At 67.8% G+C, this 25,475-nt stretch carries 23 protein-coding genes; 9 read left to right on the forward strand and 14 right to left on the reverse strand.

Annotated elements, in window-relative coordinates; translation table 11 throughout:
- Window positions 1-214 precede the first annotated feature (214 nt).
- A complete protein-coding gene (locus tag HAV18_RS08870; protein ID WP_166954800.1) occupies window positions 215-2,173 on the reverse strand; it encodes an arylsulfatase in 1,959 nt (652 codons plus the stop codon).
- A 202-nt stretch (window positions 2,174-2,375) separates the two neighbouring features.
- Window positions 2,376-3,095 (reverse strand): SDR family oxidoreductase, encoded by a 720-nt coding sequence (locus HAV18_RS08875; RefSeq protein WP_166954802.1) that lies wholly within the window; start codon window positions 3,093-3,095, stop codon window positions 2,376-2,378.
- Window positions 3,096-3,555: 460 nt separating this feature from the next.
- Between HAV18_RS08875 and HAV18_RS08880 the strand changes: the two genes are divergently transcribed.
- The 6 genes from HAV18_RS08880 (at window position 3,556) to csgH (ending at window position 8,062) form a co-directional block, all read left to right on the forward strand.
- Window positions 3,556-4,161, forward strand: coding sequence for a CsgE family curli-type amyloid fiber assembly protein (locus HAV18_RS08880; protein ID WP_166954804.1), 606 nt, complete (start codon window positions 3,556-3,558; stop codon window positions 4,159-4,161).
- 31 nt (window positions 4,162-4,192) lie between these two features.
- Window positions 4,193-4,630 carry a curli assembly protein CsgF gene (locus HAV18_RS08885; protein ID WP_166954806.1) on the forward strand — a complete coding sequence of 146 codons (438 nt, stop codon included), beginning with the start codon at window positions 4,193-4,195 and terminating at the stop codon, window positions 4,628-4,630.
- Window positions 4,631-4,655: 25 nt separating this feature from the next.
- Complete coding sequence (locus HAV18_RS08890; protein WP_208101883.1) at window positions 4,656-5,594, forward strand: CsgG/HfaB family protein; 939 nt, start codon at window positions 4,656-4,658, stop codon at window positions 5,592-5,594.
- A 29-nt stretch (window positions 5,595-5,623) separates the two neighbouring features.
- Window positions 5,624-6,166, forward strand: a complete 543-nt coding sequence (locus tag HAV18_RS08895) for a hypothetical protein (RefSeq protein WP_166954808.1) — start codon at window positions 5,624-5,626, stop codon at window positions 6,164-6,166.
- Window positions 6,167-6,296: 130 nt separating this feature from the next.
- Complete coding sequence (locus HAV18_RS08900) at window positions 6,297-7,670, forward strand: hypothetical protein (protein ID WP_166954810.1); 1,374 nt, start codon at window positions 6,297-6,299, stop codon at window positions 7,668-7,670.
- Between the two features lie 71 nt (window positions 7,671-7,741).
- Window positions 7,742-8,062, forward strand: coding sequence for a curli-like amyloid fiber formation chaperone CsgH (gene csgH / locus HAV18_RS08905; RefSeq protein ID WP_166954812.1), 321 nt, complete (start codon window positions 7,742-7,744; stop codon window positions 8,060-8,062).
- Between the two features lie 20 nt (window positions 8,063-8,082).
- Here the strand turns inward: csgH and HAV18_RS08910 are convergent, their stop codons facing one another.
- Complete coding sequence (locus HAV18_RS08910; RefSeq protein WP_166954814.1) at window positions 8,083-8,994, reverse strand: LysR family transcriptional regulator; 912 nt, start codon at window positions 8,992-8,994, stop codon at window positions 8,083-8,085.
- Window positions 8,995-9,120: 126 nt separating this feature from the next.
- Here HAV18_RS08910 and HAV18_RS08915 point away from each other — a divergent pair, with 126 nt between their 5' ends.
- Window positions 9,121-10,140 carry an NAD(P)-dependent alcohol dehydrogenase gene (locus tag HAV18_RS08915; protein ID WP_166954816.1) on the forward strand — a complete coding sequence of 340 codons (1,020 nt, stop codon included), beginning with the start codon at window positions 9,121-9,123 and terminating at the stop codon, window positions 10,138-10,140.
- Window positions 10,141-10,190: 50 nt separating this feature from the next.
- Here HAV18_RS08915 and HAV18_RS08920 read toward each other — a convergent pair whose 3' ends face one another.
- From HAV18_RS08920 to HAV18_RS08930, 3 genes are read right to left on the reverse strand one after another with little or no spacing between them, the layout of a single operon-like run.
- Window positions 10,191-11,375: a porin gene (locus HAV18_RS08920; RefSeq protein WP_166954818.1), complete on the reverse strand. Its 1,185-nt coding sequence runs from the start codon at window positions 11,373-11,375 to the stop codon at window positions 10,191-10,193.
- A gap of 51 nt (window positions 11,376-11,426) precedes the next feature.
- Window positions 11,427-12,224 carry an ABC transporter substrate-binding protein gene (locus HAV18_RS08925; protein ID WP_166954820.1) on the reverse strand — a complete coding sequence of 266 codons (798 nt, stop codon included), beginning with the start codon at window positions 12,222-12,224 and terminating at the stop codon, window positions 11,427-11,429.
- Between the two features lie 50 nt (window positions 12,225-12,274).
- Complete coding sequence (locus tag HAV18_RS08930; RefSeq protein ID WP_166956689.1) at window positions 12,275-13,408, reverse strand: M20 aminoacylase family protein; 1,134 nt, start codon at window positions 13,406-13,408, stop codon at window positions 12,275-12,277.
- Between the two features lie 184 nt (window positions 13,409-13,592).
- Between HAV18_RS08930 and HAV18_RS08935 the strand changes: the two genes are divergently transcribed.
- Window positions 13,593-14,552, forward strand: coding sequence for a LysR substrate-binding domain-containing protein (locus HAV18_RS08935; RefSeq protein ID WP_166954822.1), 960 nt, complete (start codon window positions 13,593-13,595; stop codon window positions 14,550-14,552).
- Window positions 14,553-14,610: 58 nt separating this feature from the next.
- Here the strand turns inward: HAV18_RS08935 and HAV18_RS08940 are convergent, their stop codons facing one another.
- The 8 genes from HAV18_RS08940 to HAV18_RS08975 form a co-directional block, all read right to left on the reverse strand.
- Window positions 14,611-16,923, reverse strand: coding sequence for a TonB-dependent receptor (locus tag HAV18_RS08940; protein ID WP_166954824.1), 2,313 nt, complete (start codon window positions 16,921-16,923; stop codon window positions 14,611-14,613).
- Window positions 16,924-17,135: 212 nt separating this feature from the next.
- Window positions 17,136-18,503, reverse strand: coding sequence for an MFS transporter (locus tag HAV18_RS39820; protein ID WP_166954826.1), 1,368 nt, complete (start codon window positions 18,501-18,503; stop codon window positions 17,136-17,138).
- The gene (locus tag HAV18_RS08950) at window positions 18,500-19,576 is read right to left on the reverse strand and encodes an ABC transporter substrate-binding protein (RefSeq protein WP_166954828.1); all 1,077 of its coding nucleotides are present in this window, start codon (window positions 19,574-19,576) and stop codon (window positions 18,500-18,502) included. Before HAV18_RS08950 ends, HAV18_RS39820 begins: the two co-directional genes overlap by 4 nt.
- Window positions 19,577-19,610: 34 nt before the next feature.
- Window positions 19,611-20,021: a biopolymer transporter ExbD gene (locus HAV18_RS08955; RefSeq protein WP_166954830.1), complete on the reverse strand. Its 411-nt coding sequence runs from the start codon at window positions 20,019-20,021 to the stop codon at window positions 19,611-19,613.
- Window positions 20,021-20,737, reverse strand: coding sequence for a MotA/TolQ/ExbB proton channel family protein (locus HAV18_RS08960; RefSeq protein WP_166954832.1), 717 nt, complete (start codon window positions 20,735-20,737; stop codon window positions 20,021-20,023). Before HAV18_RS08960 ends, HAV18_RS08955 begins: the two co-directional genes overlap by 1 nt.
- Before the next feature lie 41 nt (window positions 20,738-20,778).
- A complete protein-coding gene (locus HAV18_RS08965) occupies window positions 20,779-21,603 on the reverse strand; it encodes an energy transducer TonB (protein WP_166954834.1) in 825 nt (274 codons plus the stop codon).
- Between the two features lie 33 nt (window positions 21,604-21,636).
- On the reverse strand, window positions 21,637-22,683 hold the full coding sequence (locus HAV18_RS08970; RefSeq protein WP_166954836.1) for an ABC transporter substrate-binding protein: 1,047 nt from the start codon (window positions 22,681-22,683) through the stop codon (window positions 21,637-21,639).
- Between the two features lie 44 nt (window positions 22,684-22,727).
- Complete coding sequence (locus tag HAV18_RS08975; protein WP_166954838.1) at window positions 22,728-23,900, reverse strand: LLM class flavin-dependent oxidoreductase; 1,173 nt, start codon at window positions 23,898-23,900, stop codon at window positions 22,728-22,730.
- A 456-nt stretch (window positions 23,901-24,356) separates the two neighbouring features.
- Between HAV18_RS08975 and HAV18_RS08980 the strand changes: the two genes are divergently transcribed.
- The gene (locus HAV18_RS08980) at window positions 24,357-25,433 is read left to right on the forward strand and encodes an ABC transporter substrate-binding protein (RefSeq protein WP_166954840.1); all 1,077 of its coding nucleotides are present in this window, start codon (window positions 24,357-24,359) and stop codon (window positions 25,431-25,433) included.
- The last annotated feature ends 42 nt before the right edge of the window (window positions 25,434-25,475 follow it).

Consider the following 25,475-nt stretch of genomic DNA (forward strand, 5'->3'; position numbering starts at 1 on the left):
GGGGACGCCCCGGAGGAAGTCCCCTTGGGGGACGCCCCGAAGGAAGTCCCCTTGGGGGACGCCCCGAAGGAAGTCCCCTTGGGGGACGCCCCGGAGGAAGTCCCCTTGGGGGACGCCCCGAAGGAAGTCCCCTTGGGGGACGCCCCGGAGGAAGCCCCCTTGCGGGACACCCTGAAGAAAATCCCCTCGGGAGGCCTGCAGCGAAGCAACAGCCTCAGTAATACCCGCGCGGACGCAGCGGTTCGACACCGCCGACGTTGCTCATGTAGGTCTTCCACTGATCGACGAGCGTGCTGATCACCGACGGGTTCTGCGCCGATACATCGGTCGTCTCGCCGCGATCCGACGCGAGGTCGTAAAGCTGCCAGTGACCGTCGGGCGGCCCGAGCGGCGGCTCGGTCCACAGTGCCTTCCAGCGGCCGTCGGCGCTGCGCAGGTAGGCGCGGCCGTACGCTTCGTCGCCGAACGGCGCCGTATGCACCTCGCCCGTCGCCGACCCCGTGAGCACCGGCAGCAGCGACTGGCCGGTGACCGGATACACGTAGCGGTTGTTGTAGATCACCTTGCCCTTGTTCTGGTCGACGCCCGTCAGCGTGTTGACGAGCGGCGGCGCCGGCTGCGACGGCGGCGTGACGCCCGCGACCGCGAGGAACGTCGCCGTGTTGTCGGTCACGTGCGTGAACGCGCGCAGCGTCGGCAACTGCTGCGACTGGCCCGGCAGGCGCACGATCGTCGGCGTCGATACGCCGCCTTCGGCCGAATACCCCTTCGTGAGCCGGAACGGCGACGCGCTCACCTCGGCCCAGCGCAGCCCGTACTGCAGGCGCTGCGCGTTCTGCTTGCCGTTGTCGGTTCCCAGGGTCGAGTAGACCGGATCCTGTCCGTTCGCGGTGTCGGTCGCCGTCGGGTCCGCGCCGCCGTCGATCGGCCAGCCTTCCGCGCCGTTGTCCGACTGGAACATGATGAACGTGTTGTCGTATTCGCCGATGTCCTTCAGGTGCTGGATCAGGCGTCCGATGTTGTAGTCGAGGTTCTCGACCATCCCCGCATAGATCTCCATGTAGCGCGCCTGCGCACGGCGCTCGGCCGGCGACAGGCTCGACCACAGCTTGTCGACCTTGCCGGGGCCGTAGTCGCTGTAGCCGTCGGCAGCCGAATGCACCGCGCTGATGTATTTCGCGCCGGCCGTGCCGTTGTTCGCGGTCGCGGGCGACGCGGCCGTCGTCTCAGGCAGGCCGTCGAACGGCTTGAAATCGGCGGGGATCAGGCCGAGCGCCTTCTGCCGCGCGATCCGCGCGTTGCGGATCGCGTCGTAGCCGGCGTCATACACGCCCGCGTACTTGTGCAGCCATGGATCGGGCACCTGCAGCGGCCAGTGCGGCGACGTGTAGGCCGCATACGCGAAGAACGGCTTGCCGTCGCGCTGGTTCGAATCGATGTACGAGATCAGCTTCTGCGTATAGAAATCGGTCGAATAGAACACGGCCGGGCTGCCGCCCGCACCGCCCGGCTGCCCGGGCTGGCCAGGTTGCACGTAGCGGCCCTCTTCCGTGTAGTTCGACGAGCCGGCCGGCTCGTGCGCGAAGTGGTTCGTCGCCGCGCCGCCGAGCAGCACGTAGCTGCGCTCGAAACCCCACTGGTCGGGTGTCTGCCCGCTGCCCGTCGTGCTGCCGACGATCCCCGAGCCGATGTGCCACTTGCCTGCGATGTACGTGTGGTAGCCGGCGTCCTTCAATAGTTGTGCGAACGACAGCGCGCGATCGTTCAGGTAGCCCTCGTAGCCGGGCAGCCCGCGCCGTTCGTCGGTCGGAACCCCCATCGTGCCTTCGCCGACGAGATGGTGATCGGTGCCGGACACCAGCATCGCGCGTGTGATCGCGCAGACGGTGCCCGTGTGATGGTTCGACAGGATGCGGCCGGACGCGACGAGCGCGTCGAGGTTCGGCGTGTTGATCTCGCCGCCGAATGCATGGATGTCGGAATAGCCGAGATCGTCGGCCATGATGTACAGGATGTTCGGGCGTTTCGCCGCCAGCGGCGGCGTGGTGCTGGCCTGTGACGACGGCGCATCGCTGTCGACGCCGCCGCACGATGCAAGCGACAGCGCACCGGCAATCGCGGCGCAGACGACACGGAAACGAAAAGCATGCAACGGCGCAGCGGACTTTTTCATTGTTCTGGAACGCTCGATCTACGGGATCGGCGATCTTAGCGTCGCGCGCGCAGCACCCAAAGTCCGATTCGTCACATGCTAACGGGGCGGCGGAATATGCGCGCAAGCCGGATGCCCGCCATCAGCACACCCGTATGCGCACGCTCGCGACGCGCGCCGAAACCGGCCGCCGCCCGCGCCTCTCGCGACTGCGCGTCGTACGTCAGCTGCGCCCGCCGAGGCTGCCGCCGCCGTCCACGGCCAGCACCTGCCCCGTGACGAAGCCGGCCTCGTCCGACAGGAAGAACGCGATCGCAGCCGCCACGTCGTCGGGCGTGCCGAGCCGGCGTGCGGGAATCGTCGCGAGCACCTTGCGCTCGGCTTCGCTGCCGACGGGCCGCGTCTGCCGGAACAGTTCCGTCTCGATCGGCCCCGGCGCGACCGCGTTGACGGTCACGCCATGGTCGGCCAGCTCGAGCGCCCACGTGCGCGTGCAACCGACGAGCGCGCTCTTCGCGGCGGAATACGCGGTGCGATCGAGACTGCCGAAAATCGCGCGGCTGCAGATGTTGACGATGCGCCCGTGGCCACGCGCCTTCATCCCATCCGCAAAGTGCTGCGTGACCTGGATCGCGGCCCGCACGTTGAGATCGAACACGCTCTGCAGCGACTGGAAATCGATCGCCCCGAGCGGTTGCGGCAATACGATGCCCGCGTTGTTCACGATGCCGTTGACTGCGTGCTGCTCACTGATGCGAGCAAGGGCCGCTGCAGTCTGTTCGATGTCGGCGAGATCGCACGCGTGCAATTCGCCGGGGAAGTCGATGCCCTGCGCATGTCGCGCGAGGCCGATAACGCGATGGCCGCGCCGTGCGAGCAAGGTGCTGATCGCGAGTCCGATGCCGCGCGATGCGCCGGTGACGAGATAGGTGCGAGATGACATGCGTGCTCCCGAAGTCCGTTCACTTGAATAGCGTGGAGAGATGTTTCCGGGGTGGAGGCCCGGAACCCGTGCTTTCGTCGGACGATTCTACGTGCGTAACGGACGTTACGTCGTGTCGTTACGGGCGTGTCCGTAGCAACACGTTACGTTTGCCGCGCATCCGCATCGCCGGGAATTTCAAAAATACAACCTGAACGGATTATCGTCTGATTAAATCGTAATTCGCGGTATATAAAAGAAAGCTTGTTAATGAATATCGCATCCGCAAACGTTTTACGTGAAGAAAATATGTAGTTGAAAAATAAGACGAATAACCACTTGAAAATAAAAACCGTTTGAAACGGCGGTGGGCACGCCTCTTGCTGACTCCCCCCACCATGTGCCGCGTTCGACCAGGAACGAATAACCCGAAAAATCGGGCGGCGCCCTATTTCGTAAAAATGAATCCGGGGTCGGGGAAATGGTATCGAGCGCTGGCTGGCGATTTGCCTGGGGGGCCGTGACGTGCCTGTCGCTGTTCGCGACGGCACGCGCGCAGGCCCAGGACACCGTCGACGCGCCGCCTTCCGCCGCGGCGAACGGCGGGCATCCGATTGCGCCGCCCTCGACGCTGCTGAACGCCGAACGCATCCTTGAAGCGCCCAGGCCCGCGCCCGGCGCGGGCCCGGCCGTCGCGAAGCCGGCGGCTGGCGCCGCGCCGGCCGGCGCCAAAGCGGCCGCCCGCAACGCCCTTCCGGAAGATCAGCTCGGCGGCACGGTGACGACCGATGCCGTGACGCTCGCCGGCCGCGATTTCTATACCTACTTCTCGCAGACGTGGTCGGAAATCCCGCTGAGCGAGCGCTACATGGTCGCCATTCACGAACGCCCGTCCGGGCGTTACGGCAGCCTGATCTGGGTCGAGTTCCAGCAGAAGCGCGTATTCCAGACCTTCCTGCCGATCGCGCGGGCCAACGTGAAGGCCGTCGCCGAAAACGCCGCCAACATTTCCTTTCAAACCGTCATTCAGGACGATCTGTCGAATTTGCTGTTTCCCGATTCGGATCTGGCGAAAGACGAGATTTAGTCGATTAATCGAAAACAAGGGGTTACGGAAAATGAATCGCAACAGATTGAGCTGGATCGCGCTGATCGCGATGACCGCGGTTTCGTCCTATGCGTGGCCGTCGACGCTGGTTTATCAACCGAACAACCCGAACTTCGGCGGCAACCCGGCAAACGGCCCCAATCTGCTCAACGAAGCCAATGCGCAAAACAAGCACACGGATCCGTCGCTGTCTGCCTATTCGTCGCCGACGTCCACGTCGTCCCTCGACCAGTTCAATGCGCAGCTGCAACAGGCGATCCTGTCGCGCGTCGCCAGCTCGGTGACGAACTCGATCGTCGGCACCAACGGCGACCTCAAGCCGGGGACGATCAGCACGGGCAATTTCACGATCGTCGTGAGTGCGGCCGGCAACGGCAACCTGCAAGTGACGACCACCGACAAGACGACGGGCGCGACTTCGACCTTCATCGTCAGCAACGGCCAATAAATCAAAAAAAACGACTGAGCGAATCATGAGAAAAAACGCTGAACGGGCACGCTTCAACACGGGGATGACACGGATCGCAACGGGCACGGTGCTGTTGCTGTCGCTGGTCGGCTGCGTCACGCGGCCGATGCCGGCGTTGAGCAATGCCACGCTGACACCGCCGACGCGCACCACGCGCGACCTCACGCATCTCCCGCCGCCGAAGGGCAAGATCGTCGCGGCCGTCTACGGCTTTCGCGACCTGACCGGGCAGTACAAGGCGTCGCCTGACAGTTCCTTTTCGTCGCAGGTCACGCAGGGCGGCGCGTCGTTCCTGGTCAAGGCGATGCGCGACTCCGGCTGGTTCACGCCGGTGGAACGCGAGAACCTGCAGGATCTGCTGACCGAACGCAAGATCATGCGCGCCACCGACGGCGCGGATGCGAAGAAGGCGCAGAACGATGCGATGGCGCCGCTCATGCCGGCGAACATCGTGCTCGAAGGCGGCATCGTCGGCTACGACACGAACGTCCGCACCGGCGGGGCCGGCGTCGCGTACCTCGGGATCAGCGGCTCGACGCAATACCGGATCGACCAGGTCACCGTCAACCTGCGCGCGATCGACATCCGCACGGGCCAGGTGCTCAACAGCGTCTCGACGACCAAGACCGTCTACTCGTATCAGGTCGACACGGGCGTCTATCGCTTCGTCGGCTTCAAGGACCTGCTGCAGGCGGAAGCCGGGCTGACCCGTAACGAACCCGCGCAGATCTGCGTAAACGAAGCGATCGAATCGGCGCTCACGCACCTGATCGTCCAGGGTGTCGCGAACCAGACCTGGTCGCTGAAGAACGACCAGGACTGGTACGACCCGACGATGCAGCGGTATCTGCAGGAAGACCGGCAATACGCGCAGGACATGGAGGACGCCAACACCGCGTACGACCCGCAAAAGATCGATCGTCCGGGTGCGTCCACTCATTAACCGGCATCAGGCCGGCCAGCGGAGAAAACATGATGAATCGACAGCATGATCGGAACGGGCGCGCCCGCGCGGTGCGGCGGGTGCTCGCGACCGTGGCGGCAGCGGCGGCCATGCAGGCTGCGTCGGGGGCCCCCGTGCCGCTCAGCGATCTCGGCCCGCCCGAACCGGCATTCGACTACAGCGGCAACATCGTCGCGCTCCAGCAAAGCGGCGCCGGCAATGCCGCGTCGCTGGACCAGGCGGGCCACAACGGTGCGCTGGTCTGGCAGGCCGGCGACGGCAATTCGATCGTCACGCGGCAGACGGGTGCGCAGAACTGGGTCGCGGCTTCGCAGGCCGGCTTCGGCAACACGCTGAACGCGACGCAGCGCGGCAACGGCAACACGCTGCAGGTGCAGCAGAACGGCGTCGGCAATTCGGTCGATTCGACGCAGGTCGGCACGTCGCTGTCGGCGCGCGTCACGCAGAACGGCAGCAACAACGCGGTGAACATCGTGCAGGGCGGCTCGAACACCGGCATCCAGGTGATTCAGACCGGCAACGGTGCGCGCGCCACGGTGCTGACGCGGTAACGGTTACGCAGGTGCAAGTGCCGTGCTTGAGGTGGTGCAAGGGGTGAGGCGTGAGAGCGTCCTCAAATGGCGGGGGTGCCGGTAAAGACCGACTTTTCCGGCGAATTTTCTTTCGAATCAGGAGCAACAAATGAAGGTGACCAAGTCTGCAATCGCAATCGCCGTGCTGATGCTCGCATCGGCCGCCGCACAGGCCGATTCGTCGGGTAACACCGTGAACATCGGGCAAACCGGCAACTACAACTCGGCAACCGTCGAACAGACGGCAACGACCGGGGATTCGGTGACGATCAACCAATCGGCGTTCGGTAACGATCCCCGCTACGGGTTCGTCGCCAACGTGACGACCCAGGGCGGTACCGACGATACGACCGTGATCAACCAGAACTCCTGGTGGGCGCAGCCGTACTCGAGCGTGAACGTGACACAGACGGGTACGTCGCACGAGAAGAACTACGTGACGCAATCCGGCGGCGGCGATTTCTCGGCGACCATCACGCAGACGACGTCGGCGTACACGGGCGGCCCGCAATACGACGTCAACACGATCAACCAGTACAGCTACATCGACACCGCGTCGATCTCGCAGCAGGGCGGCGGCTCGAACACCGTGACGATCAACCAGGGCTCGCCGAGCCAGGGCGCATCGTTCAACAAGGCGACCGTCACGCAGGCCGACACCTACGGCAACACCGTCGGCATCACGCAGACGGGCAACAGCGGCACCGCGAATGTCCAGACGACCTGGGGCGGCGGCAACGCGACGTCGATCACGCAAACGGGCGGCACGACCAACGCGAACGTCTCGCAGTTCGCCGAGTTCGGCGACAAGGTCACGACGACCCAGAGCGGCACCGAGACCGCCAACGTGACGTCGTCGTACGGCAGCAACAACCAGACGACGATCTCGCAATCGGGTGGCGTGAACGGCAACAGCGCGACGGTGAACCAGCTCGCGGCACTCGCCAATACGACCTCGATCACGCAATCGTCGGACGGCAACAAGGCAACCGTCAACCAGACGTTCGAGTTCGGCGATACCGCGACGGTCAAGCAGTCGGCCGCATCGAACACCGCAACGATCACGCAGCAGTTCGGCCTCGGCAACAACGCGGCCGTCACGCAGACCGCTGCGAACAACAAGGCGACGATCCTGCAGGACGGTTCGATCGGCTCGACGGCTTCCGTCACGCAGAGCTCCGGGGGCAACCAGGCGAACGTGACGCAATCCGCGTCGTATTCGCTGGTGAAGGTGGACCAGACGCTGAGCATCGGCAACTACGCGAATGCAACGCAGACGGGCGCGGACGACGTGCTGAATCTCTCGCAGGCCGGCAGCGACAACATCATCAACGCGACGCAGGTGTCGGGCACGGGCAACCTCGGCTACGTGACGCAGATCGGCTTCAACAACAACGCCACGCTGTCGCAGCAAGGCAACGGGAACTACGCGAGCATCAACCAGAGCGGCTTCAACAACACCGTCTCGGTCAAGCAGCACTAAGTACCGCCGGCGTAACGGAAAGGCCGGACGGATGCCCGTTCGGCCTTTTTTTCATTCGACAGGGGACGATCATGGTTGGCATTCACGATCTCAGCGCCTATTTCGACATCGCCGCCAGTGCCGGCGGCGTGAATATCGTGCCGCACGTGCGGGCAGCCGCACCGGTCGACGTGTCATACAGCCTGCGCATCACCAAGACCGGCGGCGCGGGCTCGGCCTCGCTGACGCGCTCCGGCGAATCGCGGCTCGCGAGCGGCGAGGATCAGCCGCTCGCGACGCTGCGGCTGAGCGTCGAGTCGAGCGATATCTGCACGGCGACGCTGGTTCTGCACGTGGGTAGCGAGCACGCGGAGTATTCGGTGGACTGCAATCCGCAGCGTGCATCGGGTTGATACGGCGCGTCGCGCCCGCCTCAACCATCCGACGCCAGCATGTGCGGTATCTCGTCGACGAGCGCATCGATGACGACACGCACCTTCGACGGCACCTGGCGCGAGGCCGGCCGCACCGCGAACACTTCGGCGCCCGACACGCTGTTGCTGTCCAGCACGAGCACGAGGCGGCCGTCGCGCAGGTAAGGCGCCATCAGCCAGCATGGCAACCAGGCGAGGCCCGCGCCGGCGGCGGCCGCATCGGCGATCGCCTGCAGGTCGTCGAGCCGCAGGCGGCCGGCCGGGCGATGGTCGTGCACCGCGCCGTTCGCGCCGACGACCCGCCACGGCGTCGGTTGCCCGCCGCGCGAATAGGCGATGCCGACGTGCGACGCGAGTTCGTCGAGCCCCGCCGGCCGGCCATGACGCTCGAGATACGCGGGCGACGCGCAGATGCCCATGCGCTGCACGCCGAGCTTCCGGCCGACGAGCGCGCTCGTATCGGCAAGCCCGCCGATGCGCACCGCGATGTCGAACCCGTCGTTCACCAGGTCGGCCACACGATCGCTGAACGACACGTCGATTTCGAGCCGCGGATGACGCTCCACGAGGCGCCGCATGAGGGGCGCCACGCATTGCCGCCCGAACAGCACGGGCACGCTGACGCGCAGCCGCCCCGCCGGCTCGCGCTGCCCCGCGTCGAGCGCGGCCTCCGTCTCGCCGAGTTCGGCGAGCAGCCGCCGGCACTGTTCGTAATAGACGAGCCCTTCGTCGGTCAGCCCGAGCTGGCGTGTCGTGCGTTGCAGGAGCCGGGTGCCGAGACGGCGTTCGAGCCGCGCGACGACTTTCGCGACGGCCGAGCGCGTGACGCCGAGCCGCAGCGCGGCCGCCGCGAAGCTGCCCGAATCCACCACGTCGACAAATTCGGCAACGCCTCTCAGCCGCTCGTCCATGCCATTTCGCTCCGGTAGATCAACAGGTTTGTGTCCACACGGGCGACAGTTATCGGCCAAATTCTCGTCAATGCGTCCCCATGCGCAACACTATGATAAGCCGCTCTATCTCGAAAAGGAGTCGACATGCACGCATGGCAAGTGAAACCGGGCGACGGCGTGGCCGGGCTTCGGCGCATCGACGCGACACGGCGCGCGGTCGGGCCGACCGACGTCGTCGTGAAGATCCATTCGGCCGGCCTGAACTATCGCGACCTGATGTTCGCGCGCGACGACTATCTCGGCATCGGCAAGGACGCGCAGATTCCGGTTGCCGACGGCGCCGGCGAAGTCGTCGAAACCGGCCGCGACGTCACGCGCTTCAAGCGCGGCGATCGCGTGATCAACACCTACCTCCCGAACTGGATCGACGGGCCGCCGACGCCGCAGAAAGTCTCGGGGGCGCCCGGCGCGCAATTCGACGGCGTGCTGGCCGAACAGTTCGTGTCCGACGAAGCCGCGCTGGTCGCGATTCCCGCGCACCTGAACTACGACGAGGCGGCGACGCTGTCGTGCGCGGGCATCACCGCATGGAACGCGCTGTTCGTCGACGGCGGCCTGGGGCCGGGCGCCACCGTCGTGCTGCTCGGCACGGGCGGTGTGTCGATCATCGCGCTGCAGCTCGCGCATGCCGCGGGGCTGCGCACCATCGTCACGTCGTCGAGCGATGCGAAGCTCGAACGCGCCCGCGCACTCGGTGCGGACGCAACCATCAACTATCGCGCCACGCCCGAATGGCAACACGAAGTGCTGCGGCTCACGGGCGGCGCAGGGGCGGACCTGGTCGTCGAAGTCGGCGGCAAGGATACGCTGCCGCGCTCGGTCGCCGCGACGAAGATGGGCGGCATCGTGTCGGTGATCGGCGGCCTCAGCAGCTTCGGCGGCCCCGAACTCGGGCTGCTGTCGCTGATCGGCGGGATTCGGCAGCTGCACGGCATCATGGTCGGCAGCCGCGCGATGCTCGACGACGTCGTGCGCCTCGTCGACGCGAAGCAGATCAAGCCGGTGGTCGATCGCGTGTTCGGCTTCGACGAAGCGCCGCAGGCGTATGCGTACCTGCAGTCGGGGCAGCACTTCGGCAAGGTCGTGATTCGCGTCGCGCAGTAGGCGCGTCGAGGTGACGGGCGGCGGGCGGTTTGGCCCGCCGCCTCGCTCCGTCAAAACCTGTGACGGATCCCCGCGTGAATCATCAGCTGCTTCGACGTCGACGACAGGTCCGCCGCGCCGGGAACATACGCCTGATCGAGCGACGAGCCCGTCGCGTCGCCCGCGATCCGCTGGTACGCGCCCATCAGGTACACGTCCGTGCGCTTCGACAGCGTGTAGTCGGCCATCAGCCCCAGCGAATGGATCTTCGGCTTCGCGGTGCCCGTGGTCGCGTCATAGCGCACCGTCGTGTACACGTACTGCGCCCCGACGAACAACGCGGGCGTGAACTGGTATTTGCCGTTCACCTCGAAGTTCTGGTACTTGATCGCCGTCACCGTGCCGCCTGCGAGCGGGCCGGTCACGGGCTCGATCGTTTCGTCGCCGAACAGGTAGCCGACGTTCGCGGTCGGCCGCGTGACGTTGCTGTTCGTGTACGCGAACCCGACGGTCGCGGGCCCCGCCGTGTAGTTGATGCCCGCGCCGAAAATCCGTAGCCGCGCCGACGCGAAGTTCGCATCGGCGCCGACCGATCCCGAACCCGCGATCGCGCCGCCCGACGTCGCGCCCGGATTGTCCGCATTCAGGAAGGCCGCGCCGACGAGCCACCCGCCCTGCTCGTACTGCGCGCCGACGCTCCACTGCCGGTTGTTCGCGAAGCCCGTGTCGTTGCTGAAGCTGTACGTGCCGCCGAACGAGAAGCCGGCGAAATCCGGGCTCGCATACTTGACCGTGTTGTTCACCCGAAATGTATTGCCGGTGTTGTCGTTGTCGAGCGGATGCGAGAACGGATAGACGCCCCAACTGCCGTTCGCGGTCGTCGGCGCGAGATAGTCGACCACCGCATCGTATTGGCGGCCGAGCGTCAGCGTGCCGACACGCGCACTGCCGAGGCCGACGTACGCCTGCCGCCCGAACATGCGGCCGCCCTGGGCGAGCGTGCCGCTGTTCACGTTGAAGCCGTTCTCTAGCTGGAACAGCGCGCTGTAGCCGCCCCCCAGATCCTCGCTGCCCTTCAGCCCCCAGCGGCTGCCCTGCGCAAAACCGCTCGCCATCTGCCAGGCGCCGTGGCCGCCGACATTGTTCGTGTAGTCGATGCCCGCATCGACGAGGCCGTACAGCGTGACGCTGCCTTGCGCGAACGCGGGCGCGGCGCACAGTGCCGGCATCGCGACGAAAATCCATCTCCAGTTCATCCGTCCTCCTTATTTATATTGTCGTTATCGCCCCATGCGGGGCGTCGCCGCTTACTTCCCGCCGTAGATGTCGAAGTCGAAATATTTCCGGTTGATTCGCTGGTACGTGCCGTTCGCGAGGATCGTCGCGAGCGCGCGGTTGAACGCGTCGCGCAGGTCGTTGTCCTGCTTGCGCAGCCCGAGCCCGTCGCCCTGCCCGAAGAACTTCACGTCATCGATCGCCGCGCCGACGAACGTGAAATCCTTGCCCTGCGGCTTCTTCAGGAAACCGTCGCTCGCCGCGATCGATGCCTGGAACGCCGCATCGAGCCGGCCCGTCACGAGATCCGCGTAGACCTGGTCCTGGTTCGGGTACGACACGATCTGCACGCCGGCCGGCTGCCAGTTCGCGATCGCATAGTCGGCCTGCGCGGAGCCCTGCTCGACACCCACCCGCTTGCCCTTCAGTGCGTCGGCCGTCGGCAGCAGCGGCGAACCCTTGCGCGCGACGAGGCGCGCCGGCGCATTCGAGATCCGGTTCGTGAACGCGATCTGCTGCTGCCGCTTCGGCGTGATCGTCATCGACGACGCGATGACGTCGAATTTGCGCGCGAGCAACCCCGGAATCATCCCGTCGAAACTCGACTCTACCCACACGCAGCGCGCATGCAGCTCCGCACACAACGCATTCGTGATGTCGATCCCGAAGCCCGTCAGCGTGCCGTCGGGCAGCTTGTATTCGAGCGGCGGGTAAGTCGGATCGACCGCGAGGCGAATCTCCTTGCCCGCCCAGTCGCCCGCATGCGCCGCCCCTGCCGCCAGCGCCATCGCGAGCGCCGCCATCCGTTTCCACTGTTTCCACTGCTTCATTGCCAGTCTCCTTCCTTGTGTGAATCGTCAGTCAAAATCAGGCGGGCACGTCACGCCAGGTAGCGTTCCGCCAGCGCAATCCAGTAGCTCGCGCCGGTGGCGAGGCACGCGTCGTTGAAGTCGTAGCCGGGATGGTGGAGCCCGCATCCGGCGGCGCCTTCGCCATTGCCGTCGCCGTTACCGATCGACAGGTAGCTGCCGGGGCAGGCGTTCAGCATGAACGCGAAGTCCTCGCTCGCCGCGATCGGCCGCAGATGCGGGATCAGCGCGCCATCACCGCCCCATTCGCGGGCGACGTCGCGCGCAAACGCGGTTTCCGCCGCGTGATTGACCAGCACCGGGTACTCGTACCGGTAATCGATCTCGGCCGTCGCGCCGTAGCTCGCGGCCTGCCCGTGCACGATCTCGCGAATTCGCCGTTCGAGCAGCGCGCGCACGTCCGGCGACAGCGCACGCACGCTGAGCGCGAGATCCGCGTGCGGCGGGATCACGTTCGAAGCGGTGCCCGCATGGATCGAGCCGGCCGTCACGATCGCCAGGTCCTGCGGGTTCACGTTGCGCGACACGACGGTCTGCAGCGCCATCACGATCGACGCGCAGACGACCACCGGATCGATCGTCGTATGCGGGGCCGCGCCATGCCCGCCGCGCCCGGTCACGCGCACGCGCACCTCGTCGGCCGATGCCATCGCCGGGCCGTCGCAGAAACCGAGCACGCCGGCCGGCAGGCCCGGCACGTTGTGCATCGCGAACACCGCATCGCACGGAAACTGCTCGAACAGCCCGTCGTCGATCATCCGCTTCGCGCCGCCGAGCCCTTCCTCGGCCGGCTGGAAAATCAGGTTCAGCGTGCCCGTGAAGCGGGCGCGCTCGGCCAGGCACCGCGCCGCCGCAAGCAGCATCGCCGTATGGCCGTCGTGGCCGCACGCGTGCATCACGCCGTCGCACCGGCTCGCATACGGCAGCCCGGTCGCCTCGCGGATCGGCAGTGCATCCATGTCCGCGCGCAGCCCGAGCCGTTTCCCGGCGCCTCGCGTCAACGTGCCGACCACGCCCGTGCCGCCGAGCCCGCGCGTCACCCGATAACCCCACGTTGTCAGGCAGTCCGCCACGAGATCGCTCGTCGCATGTTCCGCGAAGCCGAGCTCCGGGTGCGCGTGCAGCCGGCGGCGCAGCGCGATCATCTCCGTCTCGATGGCCGCCATTTCCGTATGGACAGGTTTGTGGTTCAACCCCGATTCTCCTCGATGCACTGCGGTTGCCGATCGCCCGAATGACCGATCGTGGCCGCATCGTAGGCAGCGAAAAAACCGGCGAACAGCCGCGGTTTCGTTATGATGACAACCTTTCGTTGTCGGGTATCGCCCCATGGGTACGATCAAGCTGCATCAGCTGCAGGCGCTCGTCGCGAGCGCGGAGGCCGGGAGCATCCGCGGCGCGGCACGCACGCTCGGGCTGTCGCAGGCGGCCGTCACGCGCGCGCTGCGCGAACTGGAGGCCGGCGAGCGCCTGCCGCTGCTCGTGCGCGCGCCGGAGGGGATCGGCTTCACGGAATACGGCAAGACGCTGCTCACGCACGCGAAGCTCGTGCTGAAGCAGCTCGAACACGCGCAGAGCGATCTCGAACGCATGCGCGGCCGCGTCGAGGGCCGGCTGAGCGTCGGCGTGACACCGTGGCTCACGATGACGTTCCTGGCGGAAACGGTGCTGCGCTTTCGCGAGCGGATGCCCGACGTGCGCCTCGAACTCTACGAAGCGCTGATGGCCGTCGCGCAGCCGCTGTTGCGCGACGGCAGCATGGATTTCGCGCTCGGGCACGTGCAACCGGGCGGCACGCAGGAATTCGCGTTCGAGCCGATGCTGCGCTACGAGACCTCGGTGATGGTGCGCGCGGGCCATCCGCGCGAACATGCGCGGTCGATCCATGACCTGCTCGAGAACGACTGGGTGCTGACTTTCGCGGCCGACGGGCAGGCCGCGCTCGTCGACTACCTGTTCACGCGCCACGGTGCCGAAATCGACGAGCGGCGCATCGTCCGCGCGCAGTCGGTGGCGATGCTGCAGACGATGCTCGAACAGGCCGACATGTGCACGTGGTGCCCGACGATCCTCGCGGCCGTGCCGCCGTTCGGCGAACGGATGCGCGCGTTGCGGCTGAAGGAGACCTTCGAGCCGCGCGACCTCGGGATCGTCACGCGGCGCAGCAGCACGCTGAGCGACGCAGCGCGCTGCTTCATCGACTGCCTGCTGCACGTGATCCGCCGCCATGCGCGATCGGCACGCAAGGCGGATCTCGCGCTGTTCAGGACACTGTCACTGTTGATCTGACGCGCGGCAAACGCGGGCGGGCCGCGTCGCCGCATGCGTCTCGTGCCCGTGCCGTCCGTCAGATCTTCGCGGTCAGCGTGATCCCGACCGTGCGCGGATCGCCGTACAGCACCGGATACGCGCCATACGACGGCAACAGCTCGAGCTTCTTGTAGACCTTGTTGGTCAGGTTCGTCACGTAGCCCGTCACGATGTACTTCTGGTTCGGCGTCGTGTAGGAAACGTGCGCGTTCAGCACCGTGTAGCCGCCCTGCCAGAGCTGCGGCATCGTCTGCCGGGTCGCGCTGAAGTATTCGCGGCTGCGGTAGTTCACGTCGCCGCCGGCCGTCAGCGTGCCGAACGACACCGGCACGCGATAGTCGAAGCCTGCGTTGATCGTCGTATGCGGCGCGCGCGCGAACGAGTTGCCCACGGCGGCCGGCACGTAGCGGAACTCCGTGTAGCGCGTGTTCAGCATCCCGAGGTTCGCGAACAGGTAGAGGCTGTTGACCGGCTGCGCCTTCAACTCCAGCTCGAAGCCGTCCGCGCGACCCTGCCCCGCATTCGACAGCGTCGACACCGGCGGGCCGCCGAACGGGTTCGGCGCGAGCGCGAACACCTGGATGTCGCGATAGTCGTAGTGGAACACGCTCGCGTTGACGATCAGGCGCTTGTCGAACCATTCGCTCTTGATGCCGACCTCGTAATCGGTCAGGTACTCCGGCGATACGGTCGACACCGTGCTTTGCGTATACGCGTTGCCGTTGTAGCCGCCCGAACGGAAGCCGCGCGCATAGCGGAAATACGCACGCACGTTGCTGCTGAGCGCGTATTCGGGCGTGAGGTCCCAGGTCGGCGCACGCCAGGTGTTCGTCTGGTTCTGCCGCGCGCTGACCGCCAGCGGCGACGACACCGACGACGGGTCCCACCAGCTGCCCGGATTGCTGAACGTCACGTTGCCGGTGTCCTGCAGGCCGGTCAGGTTGATGTTCTTGCGCTCGATCGTGTAACGCAGCCCGCCCGTCACGTTGAAGCGGTCGGTGAACCGGTACTTCACGCTGCCGAAGATCGCCGCGCTCTGCGTGTGCTGCGTGAGGTCGGTCAGGTGGTAGAACGCGGGCGACGGCGAGCCCGGCAGGCCGCCACCGGCGCCCTGTTCGGCCAGTTGCTCGGTGAACAGGTGCGTGCCGACGAGCCAGCTCAGCCGGTCGTTCTGTGGCGATTCGAGCCGGAATTCCTGCGAGAACTGGCGGCTCGACAGACGATCGTGCGAACGTGCGGCGTCGAACGCCGAATAGTCCTCGTCGTCCTGGTACCAGCGGTGCAGCCCTTCGAACGCGGTGATCGACGTCAGCGTGACCGCCGGGTTGATGCGCCAGTGCGCGGTGAGCGACGTGCCCCAGGTCGAGATGTGATCGCTCGACGGCGCGTTGAGCGACACCGTGTACGGATCGCTCGACCCGACGAAGCCGAACTGGTTCGCGCCGCCCGGCCCCGCGCCTTGCGCGTGCCACGCATTGCCGCCGCCCGTGTAGTTGCGGCCGTGGATGTTGAACAGGAAGTCGGTATCCGACGTGGGCACCGCGAGCACCTGGAAGCGCACCGCGTTGTCGTGGAAGCCGCCGAAGCGCCCTTGCTGCACCGTATTCGTGAAGAAGCTGTCGGCGTTCTCGTGATACACGGATACGCGCGCGGCCAGCACGTCGTTCTTGCCGATCGGCCCGCCGATCGCGGCCTCCGCGAGCCGGCTGTTGTACTGGCCGAGCCCGAGCTTGCCGTAGCCGCTCACGTCGAAGGTCGGCTTCTGCGACGTGATGCTGAGCGCGCCGCCGACGGTATTCTTGCCCCACAGCGTGCCCTGCGGGCCGCGCAGCACTTCGATGCGATCGAGGTCGAACAGCGGGAAGCCCTGCCCGAACACGCTGTTGATGTACACGTCGTCGAAGTACACGCCGATCGGGCTCAGCGACAGGTCCGACGGATCGTTGCTGCCGACGCCGCGCAGGAACCAGCGCGGCCGCTCGCGGCCCTCGGTCGATTGCCCGGTAAAGTTCGGCACGTACTTCGTCACGTCGTTGATCACGCGCAGCTCGTTGTTCTTGATCGCGTCGCCGCTCAACGCGCTCACCGCGACCGGCACGTCCTGGATGCTCTCCTTGCGCCGGCGCGCGGTCACGGTCACCGTGCCGAGGTTCGTTTCGCGTATGGCCGTGCCACGGTTCGCACGGGCCGCCTTCGGTTCAGCCACGGCTGCCTCGTCCGTGCCCGGTTGTGCCGGCTTCGCGTCCGGTGCCGCCGTCGCCGCGCCCTCTTCCGCCCACGCGGGCAACGATACGGCCCCGCCCGTCAGCAGTCCCCCCAGCGCGGTGACGATTAGTTTTTTCCTGAACATCGATGAGCCATCCTGTTTGATCGGTTGAACGCACGTGCGTGCGCGACGCACGGGTTCCCTGTTGCAATTCGGATGCCAGCATCGAGAAGCCCGTCGCACGGGGCTTCCGGCATGTGCGCGGTGCGCGTGTTGCTGCATGCGCATCTGTGAAGGGAAGCAAACTGCTTGTCACGCAACACCGCCGGAGCGCACCACACCCGATCCGACGGTCGTCAGGAGAGCTTTGCAGTCGCGGGCCGCGACGCGTCGTGCCGCCCATGTGCGACGCGCAGCGCGAACGCAACCAGCACGACGACGGGCAGCCAGCACAGAAACACGGCCTGCAACCCGACGAGCGGCACGAGCGCACTGCCGGCCAGCGGGCCGCAGAACGCGCCCGTCATCGACGCGAGGTTGTAGAGGCTCGACACCTGGCTCTTGTCCGCCGGGTGACGGCCGAGGCGCTGCATGTTGACGAGATGCAGCAGCGACGAGCCCGCGCACAGTGCGGCGAGTCCCGCGCCGACGCTCCATGCGTCATGGGCGAGCCCGAGCGCGAGCAACCCGGCCACGCCGCCGGCAAGGCTGAACCCGTGGCAACGGCGTGCGGTCATCCGCTGCGCGACATCTCCGAGCCCGAACAGCGCGATCACCGCGACCACGCCCTGCAGCGTCAGCAGCGCAACGGCGTGCGACTGGGACAGCCCGAGCGACTGGATCGCGAGCACCACCGTATACGCGCCGGCGAGCGAACGGGTCGCACTGTTCACGGCTTCCAGCACGAGCTGCTCACGCACGTCGGGGCTCCATGCGAGCGCCAACAACGCGCGCAGGCCGCCGGTTTCGGGGCGGGCGCCGCGCGGCGCAAGCGCGGGTGCAGGCGCGGGCGCGGGCGCGGGTGCGGGTGCGGGTGCGGGTGCGGGTGCGGGTGCGGGTGCGGGTGCGGGTGCGGGTGCGGGTGCAGGTTCGGGGGCAGGTTCGGGTGCAGGTTCGGGTACAGGTGCAAGCGCAGGTGCAGGCACCGCGTCCCCAAGCAACGTCCGGCTGAACAGCGCCATGCCCGCGAAGCTCGCCGACGCCGCGCAGAACGTCGCGACCGGGCCATGCGCGCCGATCAGCCAGCTCGCGAGCCACGGCCCGACCATGCCGGTTCCGACCGACATCGCCGCACGGTACCAGCCGGCGCGCGCGAGGCCGATCTGCGCAAGACGCGCGAGAAACACGCCGTTGATGGAGACGATCCGGAACGGGATGCACAGCCCGATCAGCACTTGCGTCAGCGCGATCAGCGGCCATGCGCCGGTATACGGCACAACGAGATTGAGCAGCATCGGCCCCATGCTCGCGACGAAGTACACGCGCCGCGCGCCGTAGCGCGCGACGAGCAGCCCGGCCGGCAGCGTCATCAGCGCGATGCCGAGCGGCTCCATCGCGGCAATGATGCCGAGCCGCGCGCTGTCGACGCCGAGCGCGAGCGCATACAGCGTTGTCGCGAGCTGCGCCATGCTGATCGTCGTGCCGCTCGCGAGCGCCAGCAGCATGAAGCCGCCGGTGAAGCGCTCGCGCCGCCATGCGTCGGCGACGCGTGCCGGCGCGCTCACCGCGCGGCGTCGCGAGGCGGCGGTGCGATGCCGTCGAGCGCGCGCCGGTCGATCCACGCGCGCACGTCGAAGTCGGCCGGCAGGAACCGCCATTCGACGAGAAAGCGCTTGAAATCGTCGAGCGCGGCAATCGACGCTTCGTCGAGATCCGTGCGCAGCCGCCGGTGCACATCGGCGCCGTACGCGAGCCGCAGCCAGTCATGGCCCGATCCCGTCTCGCGGCCGAGATAGCCGAGCACCTCCTGCTCGTGCTCGCGCGCCCAGCCTTCGACATCGGTCACGCGCGCGAGGAAGCGGCGAACGATGTCGGGGTGACGTTCGAGCGTCGATGCATTGACGGTCAGCGGCCGTGGCGAGCCATTGTTGATGCGGATCTGCGGATCGGGATGAAAGCCGATGTCGACGACCGGCTGCGCGCCGATCAGGTGCGCGGTTTCGAGCCCGAGCGAACCCTTCACGTAGATCGCGTCGACCTCGCCGCGCACGAGCGCGGCCGCTTCGGCCGCATAGAGCCGCCTGCTCGACAGGCTCGCGGGATGGCTGAAGGCCGCGTCGCGCGTCAGCGGCGTCGACACGGGCGCACGCAGGTTCGACGCGGGCACGTCGACCCATTCGACGTCGGCGGGGCCGAGCCCGTCGAGCGACAGCGCGCTGACGAAGCCGCGCAGCGCCGCGGCACGGAAGATGTCGATGCGCTCGCCGTCGCGGCGCGGCAGCCCGATGCGGCGCCCGCGCAGGTCCCTCGGCCGCTTCAGGCCGGTTTCCGGCAACGCGACGATCGCCTGCGCCTCGTCGACCCAGGTCAGCGCGATCACCCGCGTATCGGCGCCGGATGCGCGCGCCCACAGCGCGGGAATGCTGCCGCCCTGCCGGAACGCGTTGTCGAGCGAGTGATCGACGTGCGCGTGATGCAGCGCCGCGTGCTGGCTCTCCTGCAGCGCGCGCACGGTGATGCCGTCGCCGGCGAATTCGCTGTCGAGCCAGCCGAGATGCGCGGCGATGCCGAGCGGCGTCGGCACCGGACAGCGCGTGTACCAGATCGACTGGACGTTAGGGGAAGCCGTGATGCTCATGGATGCGTTCGGAAAAGGAGTCGTGAACCGCGCATCAGCCGCGCGGCGCGGTGAGCACCGACAACCGCGTGATGCCCGCATGCTCGATCGCGGCCATCAGCTTCGCGACGGTGCCGTACGGCACGTGCTCGTCGGCCTGCAGGTCGAGCGCGACGTCGGGCCGGCCGGCCTTCAGCGCGGCCAGCTCGGCCGGCACCGCGGCGAGTGCGACCACGCGCTTGTCGAGATACACGACGCCCTTCGCGTCGACGCTCACGGTAACGTTCGGCTTGCGATCGGCCGGCGCCGTGGCGACGGTGTTCGGCAGGTTCACGTGCACCGCGTTGTTGAGCAGCGGCGCCGTGACGATGAACGCGACGAGCAGCACGAGCATCACGTCGACGAGCGGCGTGATGTTGATTTCACTGAGCACGTCGTCGTTGTCGGAAGAGGACGAGAAGGCCATTATGCGAACGCCTCCTGACGGCTGTCGCCGGCACGGCGTGCCGGCGCGGGCGCGGCGGCGGCGGCCGGCACGCGGAAACCGGCCTTCTGCGCGAGCGTGACGAAATCGGTCGCAAAGGCATCGAGGTCGGCCGACGCGGCCTTCACGCGACGCACGAAGAAGTTGTACGCGAGCACGGCCGGCACGGCGACCGCGATGCCGATCCCGGTCGCGACCAGTGCCTCGCCGATCGGCCCGGCGACGACGTCGATGCTCGCCGATGCGCTGTGCGTGATCGCGGTCAACGCATGGATGATGCCGAACACGGTGCCGAACAGGCCGACGAACGGCGCGGTGCTGCCGATCGACGCGAGCACCGCGAGCCCCGCTTCCGCGCGCCGGCGTGCGTTGTGGATCTCCTGGCGCAGATGGCGTTCGAGCAGGTCGTGGCGGCTCCAGCTGTGTTCGAGATCGTGCGCGCTGCTCTCGTCGGCGCGCCGCAGCGCGTCGAAGCCCGTCGCCGCGAGTTCGCCCACCGGGCTGTTCGCGCCGTCGAGCGCGGCCGCCTCGTGGAAACTGTTCGCGGCCCAGAATGCACTGACGTAACGCCGGTTGCGCGCGCTCGCGCGCAGGCTCTGGATCGCCTTCACGACGATCAGCGTCCACGTGACGACGGAGAAGAGGACGAGCAGCCAGAGCGCGCCCTGGACGATGAAGGTGGTCGGGATACCGTTCATGATGTGAGTTCCTTGAAAAATGGGGCGGGCCGCCCGGCGGGTCAGCCCAGCTTGAAATCGATCGGCACGTTGACCCAGCCGTCGACCGCTTCGTCGCCGCGCTTCGCGGGCACGAACGTCCAGCGCTTCACGGCGGCCACCGCCGCGGTGTCGAGCATGCGGCGGCCGCTGCTCGTGCGAACGTCGACGGAATCGGGCGTACCGTTCGCGAGTACGTGCACGCGCAGCACGACGCGCCCTTCCCAGCCCTGGTCCTGCGCGAACGCCGGATAGTCGGGCGCCGGGTTGCGCAGGTAGGCTGCGTCGCCGATCGGTGCGGTTTCGCGCACGGGTGCGGCGGGTGCGGCCGGCGCAGGAGCCGGCGCGGCTTGCGCGGGTGCGGCTGGTGCCGCCGTTGCGGGTGCCGCCTCGCGTGTTGCTTGCGACGCGGCAGCCGGCGCAGGCGCCGGATGCGCGACGGCCGCACTCGGCTTCGGCAGCTTCGGCGGGGTCGGCGCCTGCTTCAGCGGTTTCGGCGGCACCGCCGGTGGTGGCGGATGCGCGGCCTGCGGCAACGGTTCGGGTGGACGCGTCAGTTCGACCGTCATCGGCAGCGGCCGCGGCGGCTGCACGGGCGGCGCGGCCGGTGTGCGTGCGGCCAGCAGCGCGACGCCCGCATGCAGCGCCGCGATAGCGAGCGCAATCGCACCCGTGACACGCCACCGGCCGGCCTTCGCCGTGCGCGCATCCGGCCGTGCGGCGGGCGAAGCCGACGGCGGCCAGGCAACGCCTGCCGCAGCGGCCACGCCCGCGCCCGTGCGCGGCGCCGCGCGCGCCGCATGCCGGCGCGCCGGCGGCACCCCGTATTCGATCGTCAGACCTGTCATGCTCGACTCCTTGCAATGACGCGCCGCGGCGCGCTACGCGACCCACGCATGGCGTTGCCGGTCGATGCGCGTGAACGGCGCCGGGTCGATCCATGCGCGCGCATCGAAATCCTGTTCGAGAAAACCCCACTCGACGAGGAAATCCTTGAACGCGACCAGCCCGTCGATCGACGTCTGCGCGAGCCCCGTCTCCAGATGGCGGTGCACGTCCGCGCCGTACGCATAACGCACCCATTCGTCGGACGCGCGCGTTTCACGGCCGATATAGGCCACCGTCTCGGCCGGATGGCGCGCGGCCCAGTCGCCCGCTCCCACCACGACCGACAGGAAGCGGCTCACGAGATCGGGGCGCGCGTCGATCAGTGCGCGGTCGACGGTCAGCGTGCGCGGCGTGCCGTTGCCGATCCGCACGAGCGGATCGGGGTGCGCGCCGAGATCGATGACCACCTGCGCGTCGATCAGGTGCACGGTTTCGAGCCCCTCGACCCCTTTCACGAACACCGCGTCGACCTCGCCGCGCACCAGCGCCGCGATCTCGAGCCCGTACTCGTGCGGGCCGCGCGTGAACGAGGCAGGCCCGGTGAGGCGTTCGCGTTCGTCGGGCAGATCGACCCATTCGGCATCGCCGTGCCCGAGCCCTTCCAGTTCGAGTGCGCTCAGGAAGCCTTTCAGCGCGGCTGCGCGCCAGAAGTCGATGCTGATCGGATGGCGCGGCAGCCCGAGCCGCCGGCCGCGCAGATCGCGCACGGTGCGGATGCCGCGCTCGGGCAGCGTGACGATCGCCTGGAATTCGTTGGTCCACGACAGGCCGATCACGCGCGTATCGGCGCCGCGGGCTCGCGCCCACAGCGCGGGAATGTTGCCGCCCTGCCGGAACGAGTGCGGGAGGCTGTGATCGAAATGCGATTCGCGCTTGCCGGCGTCGGCCGTCTCCTGCAGCGACTGCAGCGCGATGCCGTCCGGCCCGAACTCCTCGTCGAACCAGCCGCGATGCACGGCGATGCCGAGCGCGGTCGGCACCGGGCAGCGCGTGTACCAGAGTGCGTCGCAGGCCGTGGCCTGCGCAGCGAGTGTCGTCATGGTGAATGTCCTTGGGGTTGGAATGCGGGGAAAAGCCGTGGCGCTCATGCGCCGGCCACGCGCAACGCCGCCTGCGTGCCGCGCGCGTTCAGCGCGCCGTCGACGAGCGGCAGCACTTCCTCGCCCACGCGGTACGCTTCCTCGAGATGCGGGTTGCTCGCGAGGATGAACGTCGAGACGCCGATGTCGACGTATTCCGCGAGCCGCTCGGCCACCTGCTCGTGGCTGCCGACGATCACGCAGCCGGGGCCGCCGCGAATCTGCGACATCCCGGCCCACAGGTTCGGGCCGACGATCAGGTCGTCGAAGTGTTGCGTGTTGCCCTGGTGCAGCGCGAACTGGCGTTTCGCACCGACCGATTCCGACGACTCGCCGCGCCCGCCGAAGCCGTTGCGCGTCGCGTCGCCCACCGTCGCGAACATCTGCCGCAACTCGGCCCATGCCTGCTCCTCGGTCTCGCGCGCCAGGATGTCGATGCGCATGCCGAAGCGCAGGTCGCGCTCGGCGTTCTGGCGATCGAGCGCGCGGCGGGCCGCATCGATCACCTCCTTCTGTTTCGCGAGCGGCTCACCCCAGCTCAGGTGCACGTCGCCATGCTTCGCGGCGACCGCGAGCGCGGCATCGCTCGCGCCGGCCAGGTAGAGGCGCGGCGGCTTCTGGCCGCTCAACGGCGGCAGCAGGCCACCGCCTTCGACGCGGTAAAAGCGGCCGTCGAACGTGAACGGCTCGCCGGCCGCGACGCCCTTCACGACGTCGAGGAATTCGTCGGTGCGCGCATAGCGGCTGTCGTGATCGATGAAGTCGCCGTACGCGCGCTGGTCGGGGCCGCCGCCGCCCGTGACTACGTTCCACTCCACGCGGCCACGGCTGATCCGCTGCAGGCTCGCGGCCATCTGCGCCGCGTAGACGGGATGCACGAAATGCGGCTGCAGCGCGATCAGGAGCCGCAGCCGGCGCGTCTCGCGCGCCAGCGCGGCCGCCACGACCCACGGTTCCTCGGTGAAGCGGAAGATCGGGATCAGTGCGCCGTGGAAGCCGGCGATATCGGCCGCGCGCGCGACCTGCGACAGATAGTCGATGTAGCCGAACGCGTCGTCGTCGACTTTCGGCGCGACGCGCGACGCGCGCTGGCGGTTCCATTCGCCGCGCGTATGCAGGTCGTGTGCGCGCCGGCCGTCGCCGTGCATCGGCAGGCGCCACAGAAATTCAACAGCCATCGGGATTCTCCTGGTCGGGCCATTCGGATTGCGTGCGGCATCGGCGTGCCGCGCGTGTGCTGCGCTGTAAAGCACGCGGTGTGCCAACCCGCTCGCCGCGGCGCCTGCATCGCGGCCGGCGAACGTGCGCGACGCCTTGCACACCGGGCGTCGGCGGCAATCGGATCGCACCCGCCTGGTCATGGCCGGCGCGGTCGCGACAGGCCCGTGCCACGCTGCTGCACCGGCCGCACCGCTGCTGCGCGTGCAACAGCGACCGACGCGACTGTTGCTGACGCAACAGGCCAGGCATCGGCACATGCATCGCCCTACCCGCGCGACGCCCGCGCCGCGCGCGGCCGCGCCGTTTCCGTTCACTGGCCCGGAACTTGCAACGTTGACCGACCCGCGCGGACGGCACCGACACCGTGCGCGACCGCGCTTCGACCATGCTTACGCAGAGAGGGAATCTCACACATGACAGACAGGCCCGATTCGTCATCGGACAAGCAGCAGCCGTTCTGGTACGCCCGATCGCCCGTGCCGACCCCGCTCGGCATCGCCGTGCATCTCGGCTGGCTCAACGGCGAGACGTCGGCCGACGGCGTCGCGATCCGCTCGCCGCGCGGCGCCACGCGGCACGACGTGTCGTCGATCAGCGACCACACGCTGACGCAATCGTTTCGCCAGGGCGGCAGCATCCCCGCGATGTGGGCGCGCTCGAACGGCGCGAATACGCGCGTGATCGGGCTGTCGTGGGTCGACGAGTCGCAGTTGATCCTCGCGCGGCCCGACTCGGGCATCCGCACGGTGAAGGCGTTGCGCGGGCGCCGCATCGCGATCCCGAGCCGCCCCGACGATCGCATCGACATCTTTCGTGCGTCGGCGCTGCGCGGCTTCGTCAACGCGCTGAGCCTCGACGGGTTGACCACGCGCGACGTCGAACTCGTCGACGTGCAGGCGCGCACGCTGCAGGCCGTCGGGCCGGCGCGCGCGGCGGACCTGTTCGCGTCGCCGCACGGCTTTTCGAGCCGCGCGCTGTACGCGGCCGAAGCCGGTGCGCTGCTGCGCGGCGAAGTCGACGCGATCTACGTGAAGGGCTCGACCGGCCTCGAGATCGCGCAGCTGATCGGCGCGCACGTCGTGATCGACATCGGCTTTCATCCGGAGCGCTCGATCCGCAACAACAACGGCACGCCGCGCCCGCTGACCGTCAACGCGGACGTGCTCGCGAACCATCCGGACATCGTCGCCGGCTTCCTCAAGCTCGTGGTCGCGGCCGGTGAATGGGCCGGCACGCATCCCGACGAAACCGCGCACTACGTGGCCGGCGAAACCGCGTCGTCGATCGACTGGGTCCGCGCCGCGTACGGCAACCAGCTGCACCGGCACCTCGGCGTCAACCTCGACGACGAATCGGTCGCCGCGCTCGACGACTTCAAGACGTTCCTGCACGAGCGGGGGTTTCTGGAAGCCGACTTCGACGTCGCCGACTGGATCGACCCGCGCCCGCTCGCCGACGTACTGCGGCCGTCGCGGCAGAAACGCGCGTGAGCCGCCGCCTGAACTCCTTTTCCGCCCACTGTTCCCGACCAT

The organism is Burkholderia sp. D-99 (assembly GCF_011605345.1).
Taxonomy (GTDB): Bacteria; Pseudomonadota; Gammaproteobacteria; order Burkholderiales; family Burkholderiaceae; genus Burkholderia.